We start from the raw sequence: 19,176 nt of genomic DNA on the forward strand, positions 1-19,176 counted from the left end.
ACCGCGCTCAGAATCGCGGCAGATCGGGAAAGGGCATCTTGCCCTTGTGGATGTGCATGCGCCCCAGCTCGGCACAGCGGTGAAGCTGCGGGAAGACCTTTCCGGGGTTCAGAAGATGCTGGGGGTCGAAGGCGCACTTCACGCGCTGCTGGGTCTTGAGGTCGACCTCGTCGAACATCGTCCCCATCAGGTCGCGCTTCTCCACGCCAACGCCGTGCTCGCCGGTCAGAACGCCGCCGACCTCGACGCAGAGCTTGAGGATGTCGGACCCGAAGTCCTCCGCTTTCTCCAGTTCGCCCGGAGTGTTGGCATCGTAGAGAATCAGCGGGTGAAGATTGCCGTCGCCGGCATGGAACACGTTGGCGACCCGCAGACCGTAGTGGCTGGAAAGCTCGCGCATGCGCTGCAGCACGATGGGCAACTGCCGTCGCGGGATCGTGCCGTCCATGCAGTAGTAGTCGGGGCTGATCCGTCCCACCGCCGGGAAGGCGGCCTTGCGTCCGGCCCAAAAGGCGAGGCGCTCCTCCTCGCTTTCGCTGGCGCGGACGTAGGTCGCGCCCTTGGCCTCGCAAATTCCCTGAACCGTCCGAATCAAGTGCTCGACTTCCGCGGCCGGGCCGTCCAGCTCGACGATCAGCAGCGCTTCGACATCCCTCGGGTAGCCGGCGTGGACGAAGTCCTCCGCGGCGTGGATCGCCGGCTTGTCCATCATCTCGATGCCCGCCGGGATCACACCGGCGGCGATGATGCCGGCCACCGCATCGCCGGCCGCCTCGCTGGTCTCGAAACCCAACAGCAGGGCACGGGCCGTCTCAGGCTTCTTCAGCAGTCGCACGGTGACTTCGGTGACGACGGCCAGCAGGCCTTCCGAGCCGGTCAGGAGACCGAGCAGGTCGTAGGTCTCGCTCTCCAGATGTTTGCCGCCGATCCGGATGACGGTGCCGTCGATCAGCACGGCCTCCAAGCCCAACAGGTTGTTGGTGGTCAGTCCGTATTTCAGACAGTGCACGCCGCCGGAGTTTTCGGCGACATTGCCGCCGATGGAACAAGCGATCTGACTGGAGGGATCGGGCGCATAATAAAAACCCGCGTGTTCCACCGCTTTCGTGATGCCCAGATTGGTGACGCCCGGCTGAACGACGGCGCAGCGGTTGTCGAAGTCCACCTCCAGAATGCGGTTGAACTTGCCGAGCCCGAGCAGGATACCGTCGGCCAACGGCAAGGCGCCGCCGGACAGGGAGGTGCCGGCACCACGCGGTACCACCTTCACACCTTCGGCTTGGGCAAGCTTGAGAACGTCGCTGACCTGCTGAGTCGTCTCCGGCAAGACCACGATCAAGGGGAGCTGGCGGTAGGCCGTCAGACCATCGGTCTCGTAGGCCCGTAACTCTTCCTCGTCGACGATCACGCCTTCGCCCGGCACGATCGCACGCAATCTGTCGACCAGGTCCCGCTTGCGCGCGATGACCTCTCGATCCGGCTCCGGCATGAGCATCGGCCAACCTCCCGCTCTGTCGGGCGCTTCATCGGGAAACGGGGATGTGCGCCGTAATTGGTATTACCAATTCCAGGATATGGCGGGCACAGGCCTCCGGGTCAACTGAAAAGCCGTGAGCAGCCGGCGGAGGCAGGCGATCCTTCCAAGCTCAAAAGACATCGCCGGCGGCTTGAAACACGAAAAAGCCGCGATCCCGAAGGATGCGGCTTCTTGAGGCTGCGGCGGAACAGCGGGACCGACAGACCGGCGTTCCGGCAGGTCCTTAGCCCTGGCGGGCCTTGAAACGCGGCTGCTTCTTGTTGATGACGTAGACGCGGCCACGGCGGCGCACCACACGGCAGCCCTTTTCACGCAGCTTCGCAGTCTTCAACGAGTTCCGGATCTTCATCGCTCTGACATTCGTTCGGTGGTTCGCTTCACGCCAGAACCGGAGGACGTCTGCCCCTCGGCCGAGCACGCGCTTGCATCGGAGGCCGGGGTTATAGGCAGCAGAGCCCCTATCGTCAAGCAGACGAAGAGGAATCGCAGACGGCCGCCGGCGATGCCTTCTAACCGCGCAGCGCGTAGATCCGAACCGCCTTCAACGCACCGCTGTCCAGCGCGGCGACGAGACGAACCCAGCGCTCGACCTCACGCACCAGCGGCTGCCGCAGGTCGTCGGCGACACCCGACGTCGAGGCTTCGGTCAGATACTTCGAAAAGCCGGTCACGACGATCCCCCGCAGCTTCTCCGACTCGTCGTTGAAGACGCGGGCATCCAAACGCAGCTTCTTCAAACAGGCTCGGTACTGCGCCTCACTCCAGAGATGTACGGGCCGGGGCTCCACCGCGATCCAAGCCTCCAGAGCCGTGGTATCCGAGACGCTCTCGTCGCGAATGAAGTCGCAAAACAGAACCTGCGCCCGCTTCTTGAGGGCCTTTCCGACGGCCAGCATCAGAGGCTGCTTGTTCTCGATGGCGTAGAGGATATCGGTCGAGACGGCGACGTCGAAGGCCTTCGAGCGAAAAGCGGCGCTGGCGGGGTCCACGACGTGGAATTCCGTTTTCTTCACCAGATCCGCACGCTCGGACATCAGCTCGGCCAGATCGGCGACTTCTGCATCGGTCTCGACCGAGGTCACCCAGGCCCCGAAGTCTCTCGCGAGCAGGCGCGCCTGGCCGCCGAGCTGGCCGCCGAGCTCGAGAATGGACATGGAGGCGTCGATCGCGAGCGGCCGAACGAGCTCCGCCGCCCGCTCGGCGCCGCCCGGCGTCAGGAACCCTTCGCCCCAGATCATCTGCGGGACCAGGAACCTGGGCTGCTCCCAGGGCTCGGCCTCGAGCTCGCCGGAGATGTCGTGCTCCTCCTCGGGCTCGGCATCTTTCAGCTTACGGATCACATGCAGGTCGTAGCCGTGCCACCAGGCCTTCAGCCGCATCCGGAAGGGAAGCGACAGGGCCGGATCACGACGCGTCGACATCTGCGAAGCCATGAGGCAGCTTCATCTCCAAGGTCTCGTCCGCCAGTCAGCGGAACGGTACGGCGACCGCTCCTTTTCGCGCTCGCACGGCAAACCAACCGGCGGCACAGGCCCTTTTTAGGATACCTCTTCTAAAGCACTCCCCATTTGAGTGAAAGTGTAGAGCCTGCTTCGGATTTCGATAATCACTCAAATTCTATACAATAATCTGATTGCAGGAAGACGCGCTGGACTTAGTCGCGCTCAAGCACACCGCGCTTGATCTGATCTTCCTCCATGGCTTCGAACAGGGCCTTGAAGTTGCCTTCCCCGAAGCCCTCGTCGCCCTTGCGCTGAATGATCTCGAAGAAGATCGGCCCGATCGCCAGGCCGGTGAAGATCTGCAGGAGAATGCCGCCGTCCTCGGTCGGCGCTCCGTCGACCAGAATGCCCAGCTCCTGAAGCTTCGCCAGATCCTGCCCATGGCCCGGCACGCGGGCGTCGAGCTGCGCGTAATAGGCGGCCGGCGGCGGGTCCATGAAGGGAACGCCCCGCGCCTTGAGGGCAGCGACGCTGGCGAAGATGTCGTCGGTCGCCAGGGCGATGTGCTGAATGCCCTCTCCGTTGTAGGCCTTCAGGTACTCCTCAATCTGACTCTTATCGTCCGCCGACTCGTTGATCGGTATGCGGATCTTGCCGCAGGGGCTGGTCATGGCGCGGCTGTGCAGTCCGGTCAGCTTGCCCTCGATGTCGAAGTAGCGCAGCTCCCTGAAATTGAAGAGCTTTTCATAGTACTGGGACCAGAGGTCCATGCGTCCCCGATAGACGTTGTGGGTCAGATGATCGACGTGAGTCAGCCCCACGCCGGCCGGGACTTCGTTCCGCGCCGCCTGCCAGACGAAGTCGATGTCGTAGATGGATGGGCCTTCGCGGCCGTCTGCGGTCTCGCGTGCATAGCGGTCGACTAGGTAGACCAGCGAATCTCCGATGCCCTTGATCGCCGGGATGTTCAGCTCCATCGGCCCGACCTCCGTCGGACCGGGCTGGGCGCCGAGATCGAGACAGCGCTTGTAGGCCGCAGCGGCGTCCGCCACCCGAAAGGCGATGGCGCAGGCACTCGGTCCATGCACGCGTGCGAAGGACTGAGCGAAGGACTGCGGTTCCCCGTTGACGATGAAATTGACGCCGCCCTGTCGCCACAGCGTCACCTGCTTGGCGCGATGCCGGGCGACAGCCTGAAAGCCCATGGCCTGGAACAGACGGCCCAGTTCCTCCGGATCGGGCGCGGCGTACTCGACGAACTCGAAGCCGTCGGTTCCGGACGGATTGTCCCAGAGCGCGGGCGTAGCGACTGGGGTGGAGATGGCGCCTGGGGCGGAGGTGGAAGCAGCTTCGGCGACAGACATGGCGAGCGATCCTCACGGCTTCGGTGACAGGATTTACAAGATTACGCCCTTCAAGCCGCGCCATCCTTGCAATCTCCGCAGAAAACGAGCGAAATATGCATGAATCTGCCACGAAATGGCGTCAAGCGAGAGAGATCGTGCAGAAACCAGAACTCGACGCGGCCGATCGCCGGCTGCTTGCGGCCTTGCAGAGCGACGCGCGCGCCAGCGGCGTGGAGTTGGCCGAAGAGGTGCGCTTGTCTCCGTCGCAGTGCCAGCGGCGGCTGAAGCGCCTGGAGGAGACCGGCCTGATCGCCGGCTACGGCGTCCGCCTGGACCGGCGGCGCCTCGGCTTGGACGTGGTCGCCTTCGTCCAAGTCACCCTGGCACGCCACGGCGACGATCCGGCCGAGACCTTTCACGCCGTCCTTCGAGACATGCCTGAGGTCCTGGAGGCCCACGCGATCACGGGCGACGCCGACTACCTGCTGCGGGTGGTCGCGCCGGACCTGCAGGCTTTCTCCGACATCGTCCTCAAGCGCCTGCTCGCGCTGCCCGGCGTCGCTACGGTGCGCTCCAGCCTCTCGCTCGGCGAGATCAAGGCGACGGACGCTCTGCCTCTACCGGAATGAAAGGCACGGGCTGCGCGCCGCGGCGGCCGACTGGGGGCAATCGATTCGAAGCGGTGGGACAGCAAACGTCTTGGCGGGTCGCCTCGCGAGGTCCCATATGGTCCAATAACTCGCCTTTGCCTCTCAGCGCGGAACGGAGCCTCTCGTGTTCTGGAAGCTGTTGCCTTGGATCCTGCGGGGTCTGGCCCTGATCATCGTCGCGGCGGTCCTGCACTACCACCTGCCCCAGGGCGAGGTGGTGCGCATCACCGGTACCGAAGTGAAGCGCATGGACGTCGATACGGGCGAACTGCGGACGGGCGGACAACCCGGGGTCACCCGCGACGTGCGCTTCATCAACGCCGTCACCGCCGACGGCGGCACCCGGGTCTACCGCAACGAAGATACCGGCTGGGGCTTCCCGCCTTACCTCAAGTTCGATTCCGCAGACATCACGGCGGAGGCGCAGGATCTGGCGGGACGCAATGGCTGGGTGCTGGTCGAACGCTACGGCTGGCGCATCCGCGTGCTGTCGATGTTCCCGAATGTCCTCGACCTCACGGAAGTCGAGGCGGGTTACGAGTATTTCCCCTGGAAGGCCATCGTCATCCTGCTCCTGATCGTCGGCCTGCTCGCTGCGCTCTACGTGGGCTTTCTGCGGCTGCTGGCCGCTCTGCACCTGGAGGATCGGATCGCCGGCGGAGAGGAACGTCTGGAGGATCTGCGCTCGCGCCTGCGCCGTCAGGCAATCGAATGGCGCGCGCGATTCCGCGATCTGCGTGGCCCCTGACGGCGCCGAGACGGAACAGAGCAGTCGCAAACGGCCTCTCAGATTCCTTCGGAATTCCCATTGATTCCGATCCGCGATCCAAAAGATAAATCCGGGCGCCGGCCCTACAGGCCGACCGTTGCATCACTGTCGAAGGATCTTCCCCGCCGATGCCCGATCTCATCCTGCTGCGTCACGGACAGAGCGACTGGAACAAGCAGAACCGCTTCACCGGCTGGACGGACGTCGACCTGTCCGACGCGGGACGCGCCGAGGCGCAGGAGTCCGGCCGCCTGATGGCAGAGCACGGCTTCCGACCCGACGTCTGCTTCACGAGTTACCTCCGGCGGGCGATCCGCACCCTCTGGATCGCTCTGGACGGTCTCGACAGCATGTGGGTGCCCGTGCAGAAGCACTGGCGGCTCAACGAACGGCACTACGGCGATCTGCAGGGCCTGAACAAGGCGGAGATGGCGGCCAAGGTCGGCGACGAGCAGGTACACATCTGGCGGCGCAGTTTCGACATCGCCCCACCGGCCCTGCCGTCCGACGACCCGCGCCATCCCGATAACGACAGCAAGTACGCCGCGCTCGCTCCGCAAGACCGTCCGGCGACCGAAAGCCTGAAGGACACCATCGAACGGGTCCTGCCCTACTGGGACGAAGCGATCGCGCCGGAGCTGAGGGCGGGGCGCAAGGTGCTGATCGCTGCGCACGGCAACTCCCTGCGCGGCCTCGTGAAGTACCTCGACGACATCTCCGACGCGGACATTCCCGGCGTCGAGATCCCCACAGGCAAACCTCTGGCCTACCGCCTCGACGGCAACCTCAAACCGACCGATAAATTCTATCTATCCGAGCGCAGCCCGACTGGGACCGCAGCGGCAAGCTGAAGGCCGAACAGGCCGACATCGCGGCGCAGCGCATCGATCGGACTACGCTCGACCCTCCAAGGCAGAGGCGAAGAGTTGGGCCGTTCGGCGACGGTGCCTTAGCGTTTTACCTGGTTTACAACCGCACGCTCAGCGCCTAGGGCTGTTGTCATCCCTTACGGAGGCACCGACCCTATGACCCGTCTCCCGACGGCGCTGATGATCGCCCTCTTGCTGTCGGCTGCGGCCGCCTTGCCGGGCGCCCAGCCGCTTCACGCCCAGACCGTCTATGCGCAGACCTTCCATGCGCAGACCCTGCCCTTCGGTCAGATCTTGGGAGGCGGCAGCGAAGGCAGCGGTGACGGTGGCTCCTCCGAGGGCGGTACGTCGGAGAGTGGGAACGACAGCGGCGGGGCCACGGGCGAGCAAACAGCACCGCCGGAGGGCGAGAGCGGACTGTCGCCGGACCTCGCACGGGCCTTGGCGGAAGCCCTGACCGACCCGGCGACGCGCCAAGCCCTGATCGACGAACTGCTGCGGGCCGCCGGCGTCGCCACTGAATCGGGATCCGGCGGGCCGGAAGCTGGCGCATCCGGGGCTGGCGCATCGGGGGCTGGGGGCGACAGCGCGGAAGAGACGGCATCGCCCTCCGAAGATGCAACTGCAGAGAGCCAGGAAAGCGAGCCCAGCGTGGCGCGCCGCATCGCCGAGGCCACGAAGAACCTGGCCGAGGAGGCGGTGCTGCTGGGCCGCCGCCTGACCAACGCCTTCACGGCCCTGATCGAGGTCGCCAGCGGACAGCGCGCCGTGAACTGGGAACGCCTGACGCAGACCCTGACATCGCTTGGGATCGTTGCCGGTGCGACGCTGCTCACCTGGTGGATCGTCGGACGGCTGGGGCAACGCCTGCTCACCGCACTCGCCAGTTCGGCAGCCGACCGGGGCTGGCTGGGGCGCATCCTTCTTCTGCTGGGCCGAAGCCTGGTGGACGTGCTGATAATCCTGATCGCCTGGGGCGGAGGCTACGCGCTGGCGCTGGCTCTGGGCGACGGGGGCCGCATGGACATCAACCAGAGCCTCTTCCTGAACGCCTTTCTGCTGATCGAGATGAGCAAGGTGCTGCTGCGGATCGTGCTCGCACCGCGGCACGGGGCCCTACGGCTGCACGGGATGAGCGACGAGACCGCCAACTACTGGTACTTCTGGCTCGCGCGGCTAATCGGTCTACTGGGCTACGGCGTTCTGCTGGTCGTGCCGCTTGTCAGCGCGACGCTGGGCTGGACCGTCGGCAACAGCCTCAAGGTCCTGATCGCCCTGGCCGCCACGCTGATCGCCATGGTGATCATCCTCCAGAACCGCGTCAGCGTGCGCCGGGCGTTCGAGGAGCGGGCAGAACGCCTGAGCGGCGATCTGACCGCGAAGCTGCTGAGCTTCCTGGGCCGGATCTGGCACCTGCTGGCGCTCGCCTACGTCTTCGCACTGTTCGGCATCTGGCTTGCGCGGCCCTTCGATGCGCTCTCCTTCATGCTGACCGCGACCCTGGAATCGGTCGTGGCCGTGATCGTCGGCGTGGTCGTCGTCGCCCTGCTGACCCGAGCGATCAGCGGTGGGCTGCACCTGCCGGAGGATCTGAAGCGCAACCTTCCCCTGCTGGAGCGACGGCTGAACGCCTTCGTTCCCGGCACCCTGAAGGTGATCCGTATCTTCGTAATGATCGCCGTCCTGATCGCCATAGCAAACGCCTGGGGGATCGTCGCCGTCGTCGACTGGCTGGCCAGCGGCATCGGGCGAGAGGTCGCCGGTCGCCTACTGGCGGCCTCGGCGATCCTGCTCGGCGCCTTCATAATCTGGATGGCGGTCACCTCCTGGATCGAATACCGGCTCAATGCCGAGAACGGCTACGCGCCGACGGCGCGCCTGCGCACCCTGCTCTCGCTGTTCCGCAACGCCCTCACCATCGCCCTTCTGGTCATCGCGGTCATGCTGGCGCTGTCCGAACTGGGCGTGAACATCGGCCCGCTGTTGGCCGGTGCCGGCGTCGTCGGCCTGGCGATCGGCTTCGGCGCCCAGAAGCTGGTGCAGGACATCATCACCGGCGCCTTCATCCAGTTCGAGAACGCGCTGAACGAAGGCGATGTGGTGACCGTGGCTGGCATCACCGGCGTGGTCGAAAAACTGACCGTACGCTCGGTGGCGCTGCGCGACCTCTCTGGCGTGTACCACCTGATTCCCTTCAGCGCGGTCGACAGCGTCTCCAACTTCGTGAAGGGCTTCGGCTATCACCTTGCGGAAATCGGCGTGGCCTACCGCGAAGACATCGAGGAGGTGAAACAGGTCATGCAGGAGGCCTTCGACGAGCTGAAGGACAGCGAGAAGGGCGGCGGCATCCTGGAGCCGCTCGAGATGCACGGGGTCACCCAGTTCGGAGATTCCGCCGTGGTGGTCCGCGCGCGCATCAAGTGCCGCGGCGGCGACCAATGGGCCACGGGCCGCGCCTACAACGAGATCATCAAACGCCGCTTCGACGAGGCCGGCATCGAAATCCCCTTCCCCCACGTCACGCTCTACATGGGCGAGGACAAGCAGGGCAAGGCGCCGCCGCTGCGCCTGGACGGCGAGGAACTGGCGAAGCTGGTGTCACGCGCCGATCAGGCCAAGACCCCGTCGGATCCCGAGGCGAAAGACAAGGGCGGGAAGCCGGAGACATCCTCCACCAAGGAGTCGGATCACGCGGAACCGAGCGCCGCTTCGAAACAGGACGGTCCCGCTTAGAGCGCGATCGTCTCGGTAGAGATCCGACAGGGGCTGGGCACCCTCCTGGGCACCCTCGGCGTCAGCGCTGCGCCTGAGCATCGCTCCAGAGGCCGTTGGAGGACTCTCCGTTGGTCAGGACATGCCATCTGCCGGCCACCTCGGGTGCCGAACACTGCCACTCGGCCTCATAGCCGCCGCCCAAGGCACGTGACTCCGCGATCTGTTGCGCCACCGTTCGGCATTCTTCGGCAGAGCGCACCAGCACACCGAAACTGTCGGCGGTATCGAAGTGACAGAGGGGTGCCGACAGGCAGGTCACGACCATCAAACTGAAGAACGACATGCCAGCCTCCTGCGTTACAATTTCATGACAGCCTATGCAGATTCGAATAAAATGGTAAACAAATCACTACTGCGAAAAGCTGGGAGGAAACCTGGCGAACGTCTCGGGGGATTTTACCTGTGTTTACGGTAAGTCACTGAATAACCGTGAGATTACCTCTAGCAGAAGAACATCGGCGTCCGGCAACTCGACCTTTTTTGCGCTCGCGCAAGGCAGCTTCTCCGCCAAAAAGGCGCAGAAATACAGGCCCACGAAACACCTTCTTCTAAACGTGACCGAGAACACAGAAAGCCAAGCTCCCGCAGCTCTGGCGGCTGGGGTCGTCTCTCACGAGCGCCCGGTCTTCGGGGCGTAGCTGACGACCTCGAACTCGATGCCGTCGGCGTCGTGGAAGTAAAACCGGCGACCGGGGTCATAGTCGGCGTGATTGTGGGTCGCGTAGCCCGCCTGCTTCACCCGCGCTTCGACCGTATCCAGATCGTCGACGACGACACCGATGTGGTTGAGGCCGCCCTTGGCATGATAGCTGGATGCAATGGTTTCCGGCGGCTCGCCGCTTGCGTAGACGGCCAGATAGCTATCGTCCGTGCCGACATGGACCGTCTGACCGCCCATGCCCGAGGCGCCTTGCCAGCGGATCTTCCAGTCGAACAGCCGACAGACCAACTCCGCGGTTTTTACAGGGTCGCTAACGGTGACGTTGACGTGCTCCAAGATGGCTTTTTGCATCTCTTGTCCCTCCGCTCGAAGCTCCGATGATTCTTGATCCGCAAACGGTAATTGCTCAACCTAACTTTAGGTCAAGGAACTTCGAAACCTGCAGCGGAGGTGGACGTGCGAGCGGACGACGAACTGTCGATCGGCGATCTGGCCAGCCGGACGGGGCTGTCGGTTTCGGCGATCCGGTTCTACGAAACCAAGGGGCTGGTGACGCCGAGGCGCAACGCCGGCGGACAGCGGCGGTTCCTCCGCGCGGATGTGCGCCGACTGTCCTTTGTGCTGATCGCCCAGCAGCTCGGCTTCTCGATCGACAGGATCCGCCGGCAACTCGACCGCTTGCCGGAAGGGCGCACGCCGACGGCCAGGGACTGGGCTGGGATCAGCCGGGCGTTTCGTCGGGAATTGGACGAGCGGATCGGAAGGCTGACCCGGCTACGCGACAACCTCGACGGCTGCATCGGGTGCGGCTGCCTGTCCTTGCGGAAATGCGCCCTGTACAATCCACTCGACCGAGCCGCCCGCCTGGGCTCGGGGCCCCGCTACCTGATGGGCGATAGAGCGGATCCGGACCCGGCCTGACGCACCCCCCGGCCTGACGCACCCCATGACCGATCTATCCGCCGATCAGGCAGCGCTCGGCGATAGGTCTGTAATATCGCAGGTCAGGGGTTTGCAGGTCGGGCTGTTTGGCCGCTTCGTCCCAGCAGCGCAGCCGGACCGCGTCTTCGGCGAAGGGGGTCGCGATGAAGGCCAGAGCTTCCGCCTCGGTCATGGGGCCACCCTGCAACACCAGCGTCTGCTTAGAGACCTCGGAGAGGCCGTCCCAATACCCCGGGTCCAAGTGACAGAGATATCGCTTGGCCTCGACGTGCTGGGCGACCGGTTCGACGACTTCCGCTCCGAACAGCGGGGCCAGCGCCTTCGCGCCCAGGGCTTCGTGCCGGCTATCGACGCCGGCGGCAAGAGCCGCACCGGCATCGCGATGCAGCAGGTGTCCGACGTCGTGGAACAGGGCTGCGGTGATCAGGGCGCCCGAGGCACCGGTTTGCTCCGCCTGCAGGGCGGACTGCAAGGCGTGCTGAAGCTGAGTGACCTCCTCACCGTAGGAGTCGCCGCCACGGGTTTCGTAGAGGTCGAAAAGCTCTGAAAGGGTCAATGGCATACCCACAACCTAGCGCTGCCAATGCGGCGCTCGTATGAACTTTACATGTCAGAAACTCGGCGTTGACTCGTCGAGGCAGAATCGGCAATCGAACCATTCTGCGGGACTGTAGATAGGTCGAAAACCTCTCAGATCGGAGATTTCCACTTCTCGATCGTCCGCGTGAAACCAATAAAGAGACAATAGTCGTATTATGAGAAAATGATAGACTGCCTCTGCGGCTTCTCCGTCTCTTGACTGATCGGTGCGGCAGGACGCTAAGCGAACAGGTCGAGGGCGCAGAGCCTCGCCCTTTTCCAGATCGTCATGAAGCTGTGCCGGGACTAGCACGAAAGCGTCATGGAGACGCAACAGACTCGTGATTTCCCAACGCTAGCTTCCAACCGTCACCAACAGACAGCAAATATGGGAGGCCGGAATGCAAACCACGCGCGGTAAAGGCAGCTTGGCGGCTGCTGGACTTCTGCTGGGAGCACAGCTTCTCGCGGCGCAGGCGGCGCTGGCAGAAGACGCCGTCAAGTTCGAGGCCAAGCTGGTGGGCCATGCCGCCCTGCCGGCCAGCACCTTCGTTCCCGCGCCGGCGGACGCGCCCAGCCTTTTCCATACCTCCGGCAAGTTCACCGGTCCGGACAGTCTGCGCGACGACAGCCTCTACAGCCGCGAGGGCCAGACCTGGCTGTCCGACCCCACCGCGCCCCGCACCACCGGACTGTTCCTGCCCTTCACTGGCCAGCCGATCCAGGGCTTTTCCGGCATCAAGTCGCTAAGCGACGGAGAGTTCCTGGTGCTGATCGACAATGGCTTCGGAAACAAGGCGAACTCGCCCGATGCAATGCTGATGGCCCTGCGCGTCAGGCCGGACTTCGAAAGCGGACGCGTCGAACTGCTTGAGACGATCTTCCTGCAGGATCCCGACGGGGTCGTACCCTTCCAGATCGTCACCGAGGCCACCGAGACGCGCTACCTGACCGGCGGCGATTTCGACCTGGAGGGCATTCAGCCGGTCGGCGATCTGATCTGGTTCGGCGACGAATTCGGTCCCTACATCTTCGCAACCGACCTGGACGGCCGCGTCGTGCGCTTCCTCGAAACCGAAGTCGACGGCGAGGTCGTCAAGTCGCCGGACCACCACAGCCTGAGCCTGCCCGCCACGCCCGACGGAACGGTCGACTTCCGGGTTCGGCGCAGCCGTGGCTTCGAGGGCATGGCCCAGACGACGGATGGCCGCTTTCTGCGCCCGATGTTCGAGGCCCCGCTATGGGATTCCGAGGCCGGCGATTGGGAACGCCAGAACGGAAGTCAGTTTCTGCGGATTATCGAGTTGGATGTCGAGACCGGCACCTTCACCGGCAACCAGTGGCGTTACACCCTGGAGGCCGACGGCCACAACATCGGCGACTTCAACATGATCAGCGACACCCTGGCTCTGGTGATCGAACGCGACGGCAACGAGGGCGACCCGCGCCTGGGCTGTAATGGCGCCGCGGCGCCTGACTGCTTCAACGCACCGGCCCAGTTCAAGCGGGTCTATCTGGTCGACTTCGGCCAGGTCGACGCCCAAGGCACGGTCGCCAAGATCGGCTACGTTGACCTGCTCGACATCGCCGACCCGGACGGCGTCGCCCTCAGCGGCACGATCGACGGGGTCTTTACCTTCCCCTTCGTGACTATCGAAGACGTTGATCTGGTCGACGACCGCCACATCATCGTGGCGAACGACAACAACCTGCCCTTTTCCACCGGGCGCGAGATCGGGACGGCGGACAACAACGAGTTCATCCTGTTGGAGGTCGCCGACATGCTAGCGCCCCTGCGATAAGGCACGCGCGGTCGGCCAGCTTGTCATGCGAGCTGGCCGACCGCGCGTCTCAAATCTACTCCGCCACCAGCTCCTCACCGGACTGCGCGGCGTAGATCGAGCTATAGCCACTCGACCAGTCAGGCGGCACCTGACCGGGTCGCGGGTCGTGATGCGCCCAGCGCACGACTTCGCCGCGCAGAAGTGCTCGGTCGTGGTGGGATCGCGATGGATTGGCGGTATAGGGGAAAGCATCGGCCGAGGCATAGGCATTGAGCAGCAGCGGTCGTGCGGTCGCGCTGCGGGCCGGTTCGGACGCATGAACCGTACGGCAGTTGTGCAGCGTGATCGAACCGGCCGGGCCGGCCAACACGGCCGCCTTGCTGATATCGAGGTTGGCAGCATCGGCGTCGCTCAGACAGCCGGTCCAGTTCCCGGCCGCATCGTAGTGGTCGTAGAGCGGCCCCTCCTGGCTTCCGGGCAGGACCTTGAGCGGCCCATCCTCCGCCGCGACGTCCGTCAGATAGGTCCCGATGGTGAGCGGGCTGTAGTTCGTGTGGGGATAGAAGGGCGCATCCTGATGCCAGCGAACGGCGTTCGCCGTCGCGTCCGGATCCGCCCATTTGAAGTTCAGTTTCGAGTGGTGGAAGGTCACGTTGGGGCCTACCAGATCGGCGGCGACATCCGCCAGCAGGCCACAGGCGAAGTCCCAGTAGGCCTTGTCCTGCGCGTCCGGCGTCTTGATCCGGCGGACACGGGGAACCTCCGCCGAGTGCCCCGGCGCAAGATCGTAGATCTCGTCGCTCTCGCGCTGTCCCCGGCTTGCTTGGACGAAGGCGGCCGTCACCCGATTCAAGCTGTCGACGACCTCGGCATCAATCAAGCTCTCGACCAGCAGATATCCCTGCTCAAGGTAGAAGCTCCGTTGGTCCTGGCTGAGGACGCGCGGCGGATGGGCAAGAATTTCTTCAGGCTGCATTCGATCCTCCTCGGCGTATTATGCCAAATCATACGCCTTCATGCTTTTACGCCAAGACCCGACTGCCCAGGCCCAGAGACAAGGGACCTGGCGAAAACCGAGGTCTGCTTGGCATCGAGACGGCTGCGAAGCCTTGCGCTTCTCTAGACTACCCGAATGGGGTAGAAATCGTTCGCGTGTAGGATACGATTGGAAAGTCCGATGTTGATGCAGAGCTTGGCGCAGAAACCCAGCGCCCTCCCCGCCCTAAGCGACCGGGTCTATGGCGTCGGCGGCCAGCTTCTGGCCCTGCGCCTGCGTTTCCGGGCCAACTGCGGCGCCCTGCAGCAGGCGCTGAGGATCCTGACGGAGGAGGACTTCGTCGCCCGCTACCACGAGCGCCCGACATCGGCCGACGCGACCTTCCTGGAGCTGCTGCGGGAGCATGGCTTCGCGCGAGAATTCGGCGGATACTTCTCCTCATCGATCGCCCTGGGCAACTGCATCGACAGCATTCGGGCGGCCTGGAGGGAGTCCGATCTGCTGATGCGCGAAGTGGGCAGCGACTTCAGCGATCCTCTGTTCGCCGACTGGAGCCATGCCCGCCTGGCGCTGACCGGCTACCTGCAGGCGATCGGGCGCGGGGACTTCCTGGTCGCCCGGATACTGGACTGCCACAACGGTCTACGCGATCGGGTCGACGAGACTCCCGACGAGTTCAGCGACTACATGAGAGAGCTGCGAAACTGGGCCGGAATGTAGAGCGGACACAGGGCTCCGGCTGCGGTGGGGACGGAATGGGTCCGACTTGCAGCGAGAGCCTGTAGAGGCCGGTCAACAGGTCAGGACGCACAACGCAGATCGGCGGCCCGGGCATGTCCCTCCATGCCTTCCAGGCGTGAGATGCGCGCGGTCGTAGCGGCGATCTCGCGAATGCCCTGCGCCGTCCCCCGCTGCCAGGTGACGGTCTTCATGAACTTGTGGACCGACAGGCCACCGGTGTAGCGCGCCGCGCGGGAGGTGGGCAGCACATGGTTCGGCCCGGTGCACTTGTCGCCCATCGACACCGTCGTCTCGGCCCCCAGGAAAAGCGACCCGTAGGCGCGCAGCCGGCTGAGCCACCAGTCGAGATCGGCCGCCTGGACATGCAGATGCTCGGGCGCGTAGCTGTCGGCCGCCTGCGCCATGGCCTCCCGGTCGCTGCAAAGAAGCACCTCGGCATGGTCGCGCCAGGCCGCGGCCGCATTGGCGCCGTTGAGATCCGGCAAGGCCTTGATTAGCTCGGGTGCGCGCTGCAACACGGCCTCGCCCAACGCACGGTCGGTCGTGGCCAGCCAAACCGGAGAGTTGGCGCCGTGCTCGGCCTGGCTGACCAGGTCCCAGGCCACGGTTTCCGCATCCGCCGTCTCGTCGGCCAGCACCATGGAATCCGTGGGGCCGGCCACCATGTCGATGCCGACGCGGCCGAACAGCAGGCGCTTGGCTTCCGCGACGTACTGGTTGCCGGGCCCGACGAGAATGTCGGCCTCCGGCAGACCGAACAGGCCGAAGGCCATCGCCGCCACGCCCTGTACACCGCCGAGGTTGAGGATGGTGTCGGCACCGCAGAGCTTCATGGTGTAGAGGATGGCTGGCGGAATGCCCACGCCGGGCTGCGGCGGCGAACAGGCGAGAATGCGCTCCACACCCGCGACCTTCGCCGTGGTGATCGTCATGATCGCAGAGGCGACGTGGCTGTAGCGCCCGCCGGGCACGTAGCAACCGGCGGTCAGGACGGGAATGTGCTTCTGTCCTGCAAAGACACCGGGCACCACCTCGATCTGACAGGGCGCGATGGTCGCTTTCTGCGCCTCGGCGAAGCGGCGGATGTTGTCGTGGGCGAAACGAAGGTCCGACTTCAGCTTCTCGGAGAGCTGCGCTTCGGCAGCGGCTATCGTCTCCTCCGAGACCAGAATATCGCCCTCCCAACGATCGAAGGTCCGCGCGAGATCGCGCGCGACCTCATCGCCGCCCTGCTCGATTCGATCGAGCAGCCCTTGCACGGTCTCTCGCAGATCACGCTCGGCCGCCTCCGCCGGCGCGGTCGCCTTCTTCAGGTATTCGATCGTCATCGTCGGTCTTTCGTTGCTGTCTCTCAGGTTGGTTTCGACCGGTCTCATCCCTGACCGGCTTCGTCTCCGGTTCACCCTATTTCTGATCGGCTCGGCGGAACGCGCCCTGGACGATCCGGTCGATCACCATGGCGACGAAGAGGATCGCGAAGCCGCCCAACAGACCGGGGCCCTTCGCCGCGAACTGCAGAGCCTCCAGGATGACCTGGCCCAGGCCGCCACCGCCGATCAGCGAGATGATGACCACCATCGACAGGCACATCAGAATCGTCTGATTGACGCCGGTCATGATCGACGGCAGAGCCAGAGGCAATTCGACATCCTTCAGGATCTGCCAGCGCGACGCGCCGAAGGCGCTCGCCGCCTCCTTGATGCTCTCCGGCACGCCGCGTATGCCGAGCGCCGTCAACCGGATCACCGGCGGCATGCCGAAGATGATGGTGGCCAGGATCCCAGGCGGATTGCCGGTTCCGAAGAAGGCGATGATCGGGATCAGGTAGACGAAGGCCGGCAAGGTCTGCATCAGATCCAGCACCGGCTCGGCAAAGCGGTAGGCGCGCTGCGACTTGCCGAACCAGATACCCAGCGGAATACCGGCGATCACGCAGATCACCACCGCCGCCCCAACCAGGGCCACGGTCTCCATCGCGATGGCCCAGTAGCCCAGGAAGGCGATGTAGGCCATGGCCGCGGCGGTGAAGATGGCGACGCGCGGTCCCGCCGAACGCCAAGCCACGACGCAGATCACCGTCATCACCACCGGCCAGGGCGTGCCCATCAAGGCCAGGGAGATCGTATCGAGCACGCCGCGTACGCCGAGCACGATGGAGTCGAAGGCGCCGGAACCGCCGCGCGCCGCCGCGTCGATCTGGGCTTCCAGCCAGCGCGCGGAGAGCGCGTAGTGATCCGGATCGGCCGGGAAGCCGGCCAAGACCGATGGCACGTTTTCGACCGTGAAGCGGTAGATAGTCAGGGGCGCGACGGCTGCGATCAACAGCAGTCCCAACAGGAAATTCCGCGGCCGAACGCCCGAGAAGACGGACTCCGGGTCGATCCGCCAGCGGCTATACTGCTTCTCATAGACGATGTTCGCCCAGACGCCCTGAACCAGCTTCAGAACCAGCAGGAGAATGAGACCGGTCACCAGGATCATCAGGGCGTCGGCTGCGGCCGCCTCGGCGGTCTCGCGGCTTCGCTCCGCCGCGCGTAGCAAGTTGTTGGCCAGGGTTTCGAAGCGGCTCGGATCCTCGCCGGCCAGGCGCGCCGCCTCGGCGCGCTCCAGAAAATCCTGCGCGCGCGCTTCCTGCCGAACGGCGCGGGTCAGGTTCTCCGCCCCCAGTTCGCCCCAGGTACCCCGCCCGATCTGGACCCAGGCGATGATCTCAAGAATCAGGAAGCCCCAGAAGAATCCCCAGGCGCCCCGCGCGGCGGCCCAGGCGGGGCCGAACAGGGCGGCCGCCCAGTTGAAGGTCAGCGGGATGCCGCGCGTTGTGTCGTGGATACGATGGAAGGCCTTGGCGTAGTAGTCCGGGTTACGCTCCACGAAACGGGCGATGGAGGCGTCCAGTTCGGCGTGATCCACCTGAATGTCGGCGACGGCCGAGACGGTGGATGCCGAGGACACGGGAGGTTCGGCGGGCGTATCCGCCAGGGTCTGGGGGTTCATCCGCTTCCTCCCTGAATGCCGCGCAGCAAGGTGGACTTGGTGATGACGCCGACGTCCCGGCCGCCCTCCGTGACGATGACGGGCGCCTCGCCGGAAACCGAGAGATTGATCAGCGTGTCGAGATCGGTGTCGCCGTCCGCGCGCGGCGCCCCGTTCAGCGCCACCCGTTCGGCCTCGGAGAGCGGCTCCATGATGGTATGCGCCCGCACCAGCTTGAGACGGGAGATCCCTTGCACGAACTCGCGGACGTAGTCGTCGGCCGGGTGGGTGACGATCTCCTCCGGCGTGCCGATCTGCACGATCACGCCGTCCTTCATGATCGCGATGCGGTCGCCGATGCGGATCGCCTCGTCGAGATCGTGGGTGATGAAGAGGGTCGTCTTCTTGAGTTCGTCCACCAGCGCCTTGAACTGATCCTGAAGCTGCAACCGGATCAGCGGATCGAGCGCGGAGAAAGGTTCGTCCATCAGCAGGATCTCGGGATCCGAGGCGAGCGCCCGCGCGATCCCAACCCGCTGTTGCATGCCGCCAGACAGTTCCTTGGGAAGCCGATCCTCATAACCGTCCAGGTTCACGAGTCCCAGAGTGTGTTCGGAGACCGCCCAACGGCGGGACTTCGGGACGCCGCGCACCTCCAGCGGGTAGGCCACGTTGTCGCGCACCGAGCGGTGAGGCATCAGCGCCATGTGTTGGAAGACCATGCCGATGTGCCGTGCGCGCATCTCGCGCAGCACCGGTGGCGTCATCGCACCGACATCGCGGCCCAGCACCTTGATCGTGCCCGCGCTCGGTTCGATCAGCCGGTTGACGTGGCGCACCAGTGTCGACTTGCCGGAGCCGGACAGTCCCATGATGCAGAAGATCTCGCCGCGCGCGACCGAGAAGTTCGCGTCGCGGACACCGATCACCGTTCCGAAACGGTCGAGCGCCTCGGGCTTGGAAATGCCCTCGGCCTGAGCCGCCGCGATCGTCTCGGCCGCCTGCGCGCCGAACACTTTCCAGACTCCGGAAAGTTCGACCACCGGTTCCGTCATAGCCGGAATCCCCCGTTGTTCTGAACCCTGTTTTGGCCCGGGTTATGGCCTAGCTT

General features: G+C 64.8%; 18 protein-coding genes. 7 read left to right on the forward strand and 11 right to left on the reverse strand.

Annotated features, from left to right (window positions below; translation table 11 throughout):
• Window positions 1-7: 7 nt before the first annotated feature.
• From ACO054_RS14445 to hppD, 4 genes are all read right to left on the reverse strand, one after another.
• The gene (locus ACO054_RS14445) at window positions 8-1,495 is read right to left on the reverse strand and encodes an FAD-linked oxidase C-terminal domain-containing protein (protein WP_421707290.1); all 1,488 of its coding nucleotides are present in this window, start codon (window positions 1,493-1,495) and stop codon (window positions 8-10) included.
• Window positions 1,496-1,760: 265 nt separating this feature from the next.
• The gene (gene ykgO / locus ACO054_RS14450) at window positions 1,761-1,886 is read right to left on the reverse strand and encodes a type B 50S ribosomal protein L36 (protein WP_119165116.1); all 126 of its coding nucleotides are present in this window, start codon (window positions 1,884-1,886) and stop codon (window positions 1,761-1,763) included.
• Between the two features lie 160 nt (window positions 1,887-2,046).
• Window positions 2,047-2,970 carry a methyltransferase domain-containing protein gene (locus ACO054_RS14455; RefSeq protein WP_421707291.1) on the reverse strand — a complete coding sequence of 308 codons (924 nt, stop codon included), beginning with the start codon at window positions 2,968-2,970 and terminating at the stop codon, window positions 2,047-2,049.
• Between the two features lie 221 nt (window positions 2,971-3,191).
• Window positions 3,192-4,343, reverse strand: a complete 1,152-nt coding sequence (gene hppD, locus ACO054_RS14460) for a 4-hydroxyphenylpyruvate dioxygenase (protein WP_421707292.1) — start codon at window positions 4,341-4,343, stop codon at window positions 3,192-3,194.
• Between the two features lie 137 nt (window positions 4,344-4,480).
• On the opposite strand from hppD, the gene ACO054_RS14465 reads away from it, so the two are divergent.
• From ACO054_RS14465 to ACO054_RS14480, 4 genes are all read left to right on the forward strand, one after another.
• Window positions 4,481-4,954, forward strand: coding sequence for an Lrp/AsnC family transcriptional regulator (locus ACO054_RS14465; RefSeq protein ID WP_421707293.1), 474 nt, complete (start codon window positions 4,481-4,483; stop codon window positions 4,952-4,954).
• Window positions 4,955-5,099: 145 nt separating this feature from the next.
• Window positions 5,100-5,723 (forward strand): DUF1523 family protein, encoded by a 624-nt coding sequence (locus ACO054_RS14470; RefSeq protein WP_421707294.1) that lies wholly within the window; start codon window positions 5,100-5,102, stop codon window positions 5,721-5,723.
• A 149-nt stretch (window positions 5,724-5,872) separates the two neighbouring features.
• Window positions 5,873-6,595: a 2,3-diphosphoglycerate-dependent phosphoglycerate mutase gene (gene gpmA, locus ACO054_RS14475; protein WP_421707295.1), complete on the forward strand. Its 723-nt coding sequence runs from the start codon at window positions 5,873-5,875 to the stop codon at window positions 6,593-6,595.
• Between the two features lie 174 nt (window positions 6,596-6,769).
• Entirely contained in the window at window positions 6,770-9,346 is a 2,577-nt protein-coding gene (locus ACO054_RS14480; RefSeq protein WP_421707296.1) for a mechanosensitive ion channel domain-containing protein, read from the forward strand.
• Window positions 9,347-9,407: 61 nt separating this feature from the next.
• On the opposite strand, the gene ACO054_RS14485 is transcribed toward ACO054_RS14480, so the two are convergent.
• Both ACO054_RS14485 and ACO054_RS14490 read right to left on the reverse strand, forming a co-directional pair.
• The gene (locus ACO054_RS14485) at window positions 9,408-9,671 is read right to left on the reverse strand and encodes a hypothetical protein (protein WP_421707297.1); all 264 of its coding nucleotides are present in this window, start codon (window positions 9,669-9,671) and stop codon (window positions 9,408-9,410) included.
• Between the two features lie 327 nt (window positions 9,672-9,998).
• Window positions 9,999-10,400 (reverse strand): VOC family protein, encoded by a 402-nt coding sequence (locus ACO054_RS14490; RefSeq protein ID WP_421707298.1) that lies wholly within the window; start codon window positions 10,398-10,400, stop codon window positions 9,999-10,001.
• 105 nt (window positions 10,401-10,505) lie between these two features.
• On the opposite strand from ACO054_RS14490, the gene soxR reads away from it, so the two are divergent.
• Window positions 10,506-10,970: a redox-sensitive transcriptional activator SoxR gene (gene soxR / locus ACO054_RS14495; protein ID WP_421707299.1), complete on the forward strand. Its 465-nt coding sequence runs from the start codon at window positions 10,506-10,508 to the stop codon at window positions 10,968-10,970.
• Window positions 10,971-11,004: 34 nt separating this feature from the next.
• Here soxR and ACO054_RS14500 read toward each other — a convergent pair whose 3' ends face one another.
• Window positions 11,005-11,553, reverse strand: coding sequence for a phosphonate degradation HD-domain oxygenase (locus ACO054_RS14500; protein WP_421707300.1), 549 nt, complete (start codon window positions 11,551-11,553; stop codon window positions 11,005-11,007).
• Between the two features lie 418 nt (window positions 11,554-11,971).
• Here ACO054_RS14500 and ACO054_RS14505 point away from each other — a divergent pair, with 418 nt between their 5' ends.
• Complete coding sequence (locus ACO054_RS14505) at window positions 11,972-13,372, forward strand: esterase-like activity of phytase family protein (protein ID WP_421707301.1); 1,401 nt, start codon at window positions 11,972-11,974, stop codon at window positions 13,370-13,372.
• A gap of 55 nt (window positions 13,373-13,427) precedes the next feature.
• On the opposite strand, the gene ACO054_RS14510 is transcribed toward ACO054_RS14505, so the two are convergent.
• Complete coding sequence (locus ACO054_RS14510; protein WP_421707302.1) at window positions 13,428-14,330, reverse strand: phytanoyl-CoA dioxygenase family protein; 903 nt, start codon at window positions 14,328-14,330, stop codon at window positions 13,428-13,430.
• A gap of 201 nt (window positions 14,331-14,531) precedes the next feature.
• On the opposite strand from ACO054_RS14510, the gene ACO054_RS14515 reads away from it, so the two are divergent.
• The gene (locus ACO054_RS14515; protein ID WP_421707303.1) at window positions 14,532-15,071 is read left to right on the forward strand and encodes a hypothetical protein; all 540 of its coding nucleotides are present in this window, start codon (window positions 14,532-14,534) and stop codon (window positions 15,069-15,071) included.
• A gap of 80 nt (window positions 15,072-15,151) precedes the next feature.
• On the opposite strand, the gene hisD is transcribed toward ACO054_RS14515, so the two are convergent.
• The 3 genes from hisD to ACO054_RS14530 form a co-directional block, all read right to left on the reverse strand.
• Complete coding sequence (hisD, locus tag ACO054_RS14520) at window positions 15,152-16,420, reverse strand: histidinol dehydrogenase (protein WP_421707304.1); 1,269 nt, start codon at window positions 16,418-16,420, stop codon at window positions 15,152-15,154.
• Between the two features lie 76 nt (window positions 16,421-16,496).
• Complete coding sequence (locus tag ACO054_RS14525; protein WP_421707305.1) at window positions 16,497-18,086, reverse strand: ABC transporter permease; 1,590 nt, start codon at window positions 18,084-18,086, stop codon at window positions 16,497-16,499.
• Window positions 18,083-19,120 carry a quaternary amine ABC transporter ATP-binding protein gene (locus ACO054_RS14530; protein WP_421707306.1) on the reverse strand — a complete coding sequence of 346 codons (1,038 nt, stop codon included), beginning with the start codon at window positions 19,118-19,120 and terminating at the stop codon, window positions 18,083-18,085. The genes ACO054_RS14525 and ACO054_RS14530 overlap by 4 nt, the downstream gene beginning before the upstream one ends.
• Window positions 19,121-19,176 lie beyond the last annotated feature (56 nt).

The sequence above is a fragment of the Algihabitans sp. genome, assembly GCF_965226985.1.
Classification (GTDB): domain Bacteria; phylum Pseudomonadota; class Alphaproteobacteria; order Kiloniellales; family DSM-21159; genus Algihabitans.

Excerpts from the sequence above, each read along its gene's own strand:
- ykgO (WP_119165116.1), bottom strand. The coding sequence starts at position 1,886 with ATGAAGATCCGGAACTCGTTGAAGACTGCGAAGCTGCGTGAAAAGGGC.
- ACO054_RS14500 (WP_421707300.1), bottom strand. The coding sequence starts at position 11,553 with ATGCCATTGACCCTTTCAGAGCTTTTCGACCTCTACGAAACCCGTGGC.
- ACO054_RS14455 (WP_421707291.1), bottom strand. The coding sequence starts at position 2,970 with ATGGCTTCGCAGATGTCGACGCGTCGTGATCCGGCCCTGTCGCTTCCC.
- hisD (WP_421707304.1), bottom strand. The coding sequence starts at position 16,420 with ATGACGATCGAATACCTGAAGAAGGCGACCGCGCCGGCGGAGGCGGCC.
- ACO054_RS14530 (WP_421707306.1), bottom strand. The coding sequence starts at position 19,120 with ATGACGGAACCGGTGGTCGAACTTTCCGGAGTCTGGAAAGTGTTCGGC.
- ACO054_RS14505 (WP_421707301.1), top strand. The coding sequence starts at position 11,972 with ATGCAAACCACGCGCGGTAAAGGCAGCTTGGCGGCTGCTGGACTTCTG.
- ACO054_RS14525 (WP_421707305.1), bottom strand. The coding sequence starts at position 18,086 with ATGAACCCCCAGACCCTGGCGGATACGCCCGCCGAACCTCCCGTGTCC.
- ACO054_RS14515 (WP_421707303.1), top strand. The coding sequence starts at position 14,532 with ATGTTGATGCAGAGCTTGGCGCAGAAACCCAGCGCCCTCCCCGCCCTA.
- gpmA (WP_421707295.1), top strand. The coding sequence starts at position 5,873 with ATGCCCGATCTCATCCTGCTGCGTCACGGACAGAGCGACTGGAACAAG.
- ACO054_RS14485 (WP_421707297.1), bottom strand. The coding sequence starts at position 9,671 with ATGTCGTTCTTCAGTTTGATGGTCGTGACCTGCCTGTCGGCACCCCTC.
- ACO054_RS14510 (WP_421707302.1), bottom strand. The coding sequence starts at position 14,330 with ATGCAGCCTGAAGAAATTCTTGCCCATCCGCCGCGCGTCCTCAGCCAG.
- ACO054_RS14490 (WP_421707298.1), bottom strand. The coding sequence starts at position 10,400 with ATGCAAAAAGCCATCTTGGAGCACGTCAACGTCACCGTTAGCGACCCT.
- ACO054_RS14445 (WP_421707290.1), bottom strand. The coding sequence starts at position 1,495 with ATGCTCATGCCGGAGCCGGATCGAGAGGTCATCGCGCGCAAGCGGGAC.
- ACO054_RS14480 (WP_421707296.1), top strand. The coding sequence starts at position 6,770 with ATGACCCGTCTCCCGACGGCGCTGATGATCGCCCTCTTGCTGTCGGCT.
- hppD (WP_421707292.1), bottom strand. The coding sequence starts at position 4,343 with ATGTCTGTCGCCGAAGCTGCTTCCACCTCCGCCCCAGGCGCCATCTCC.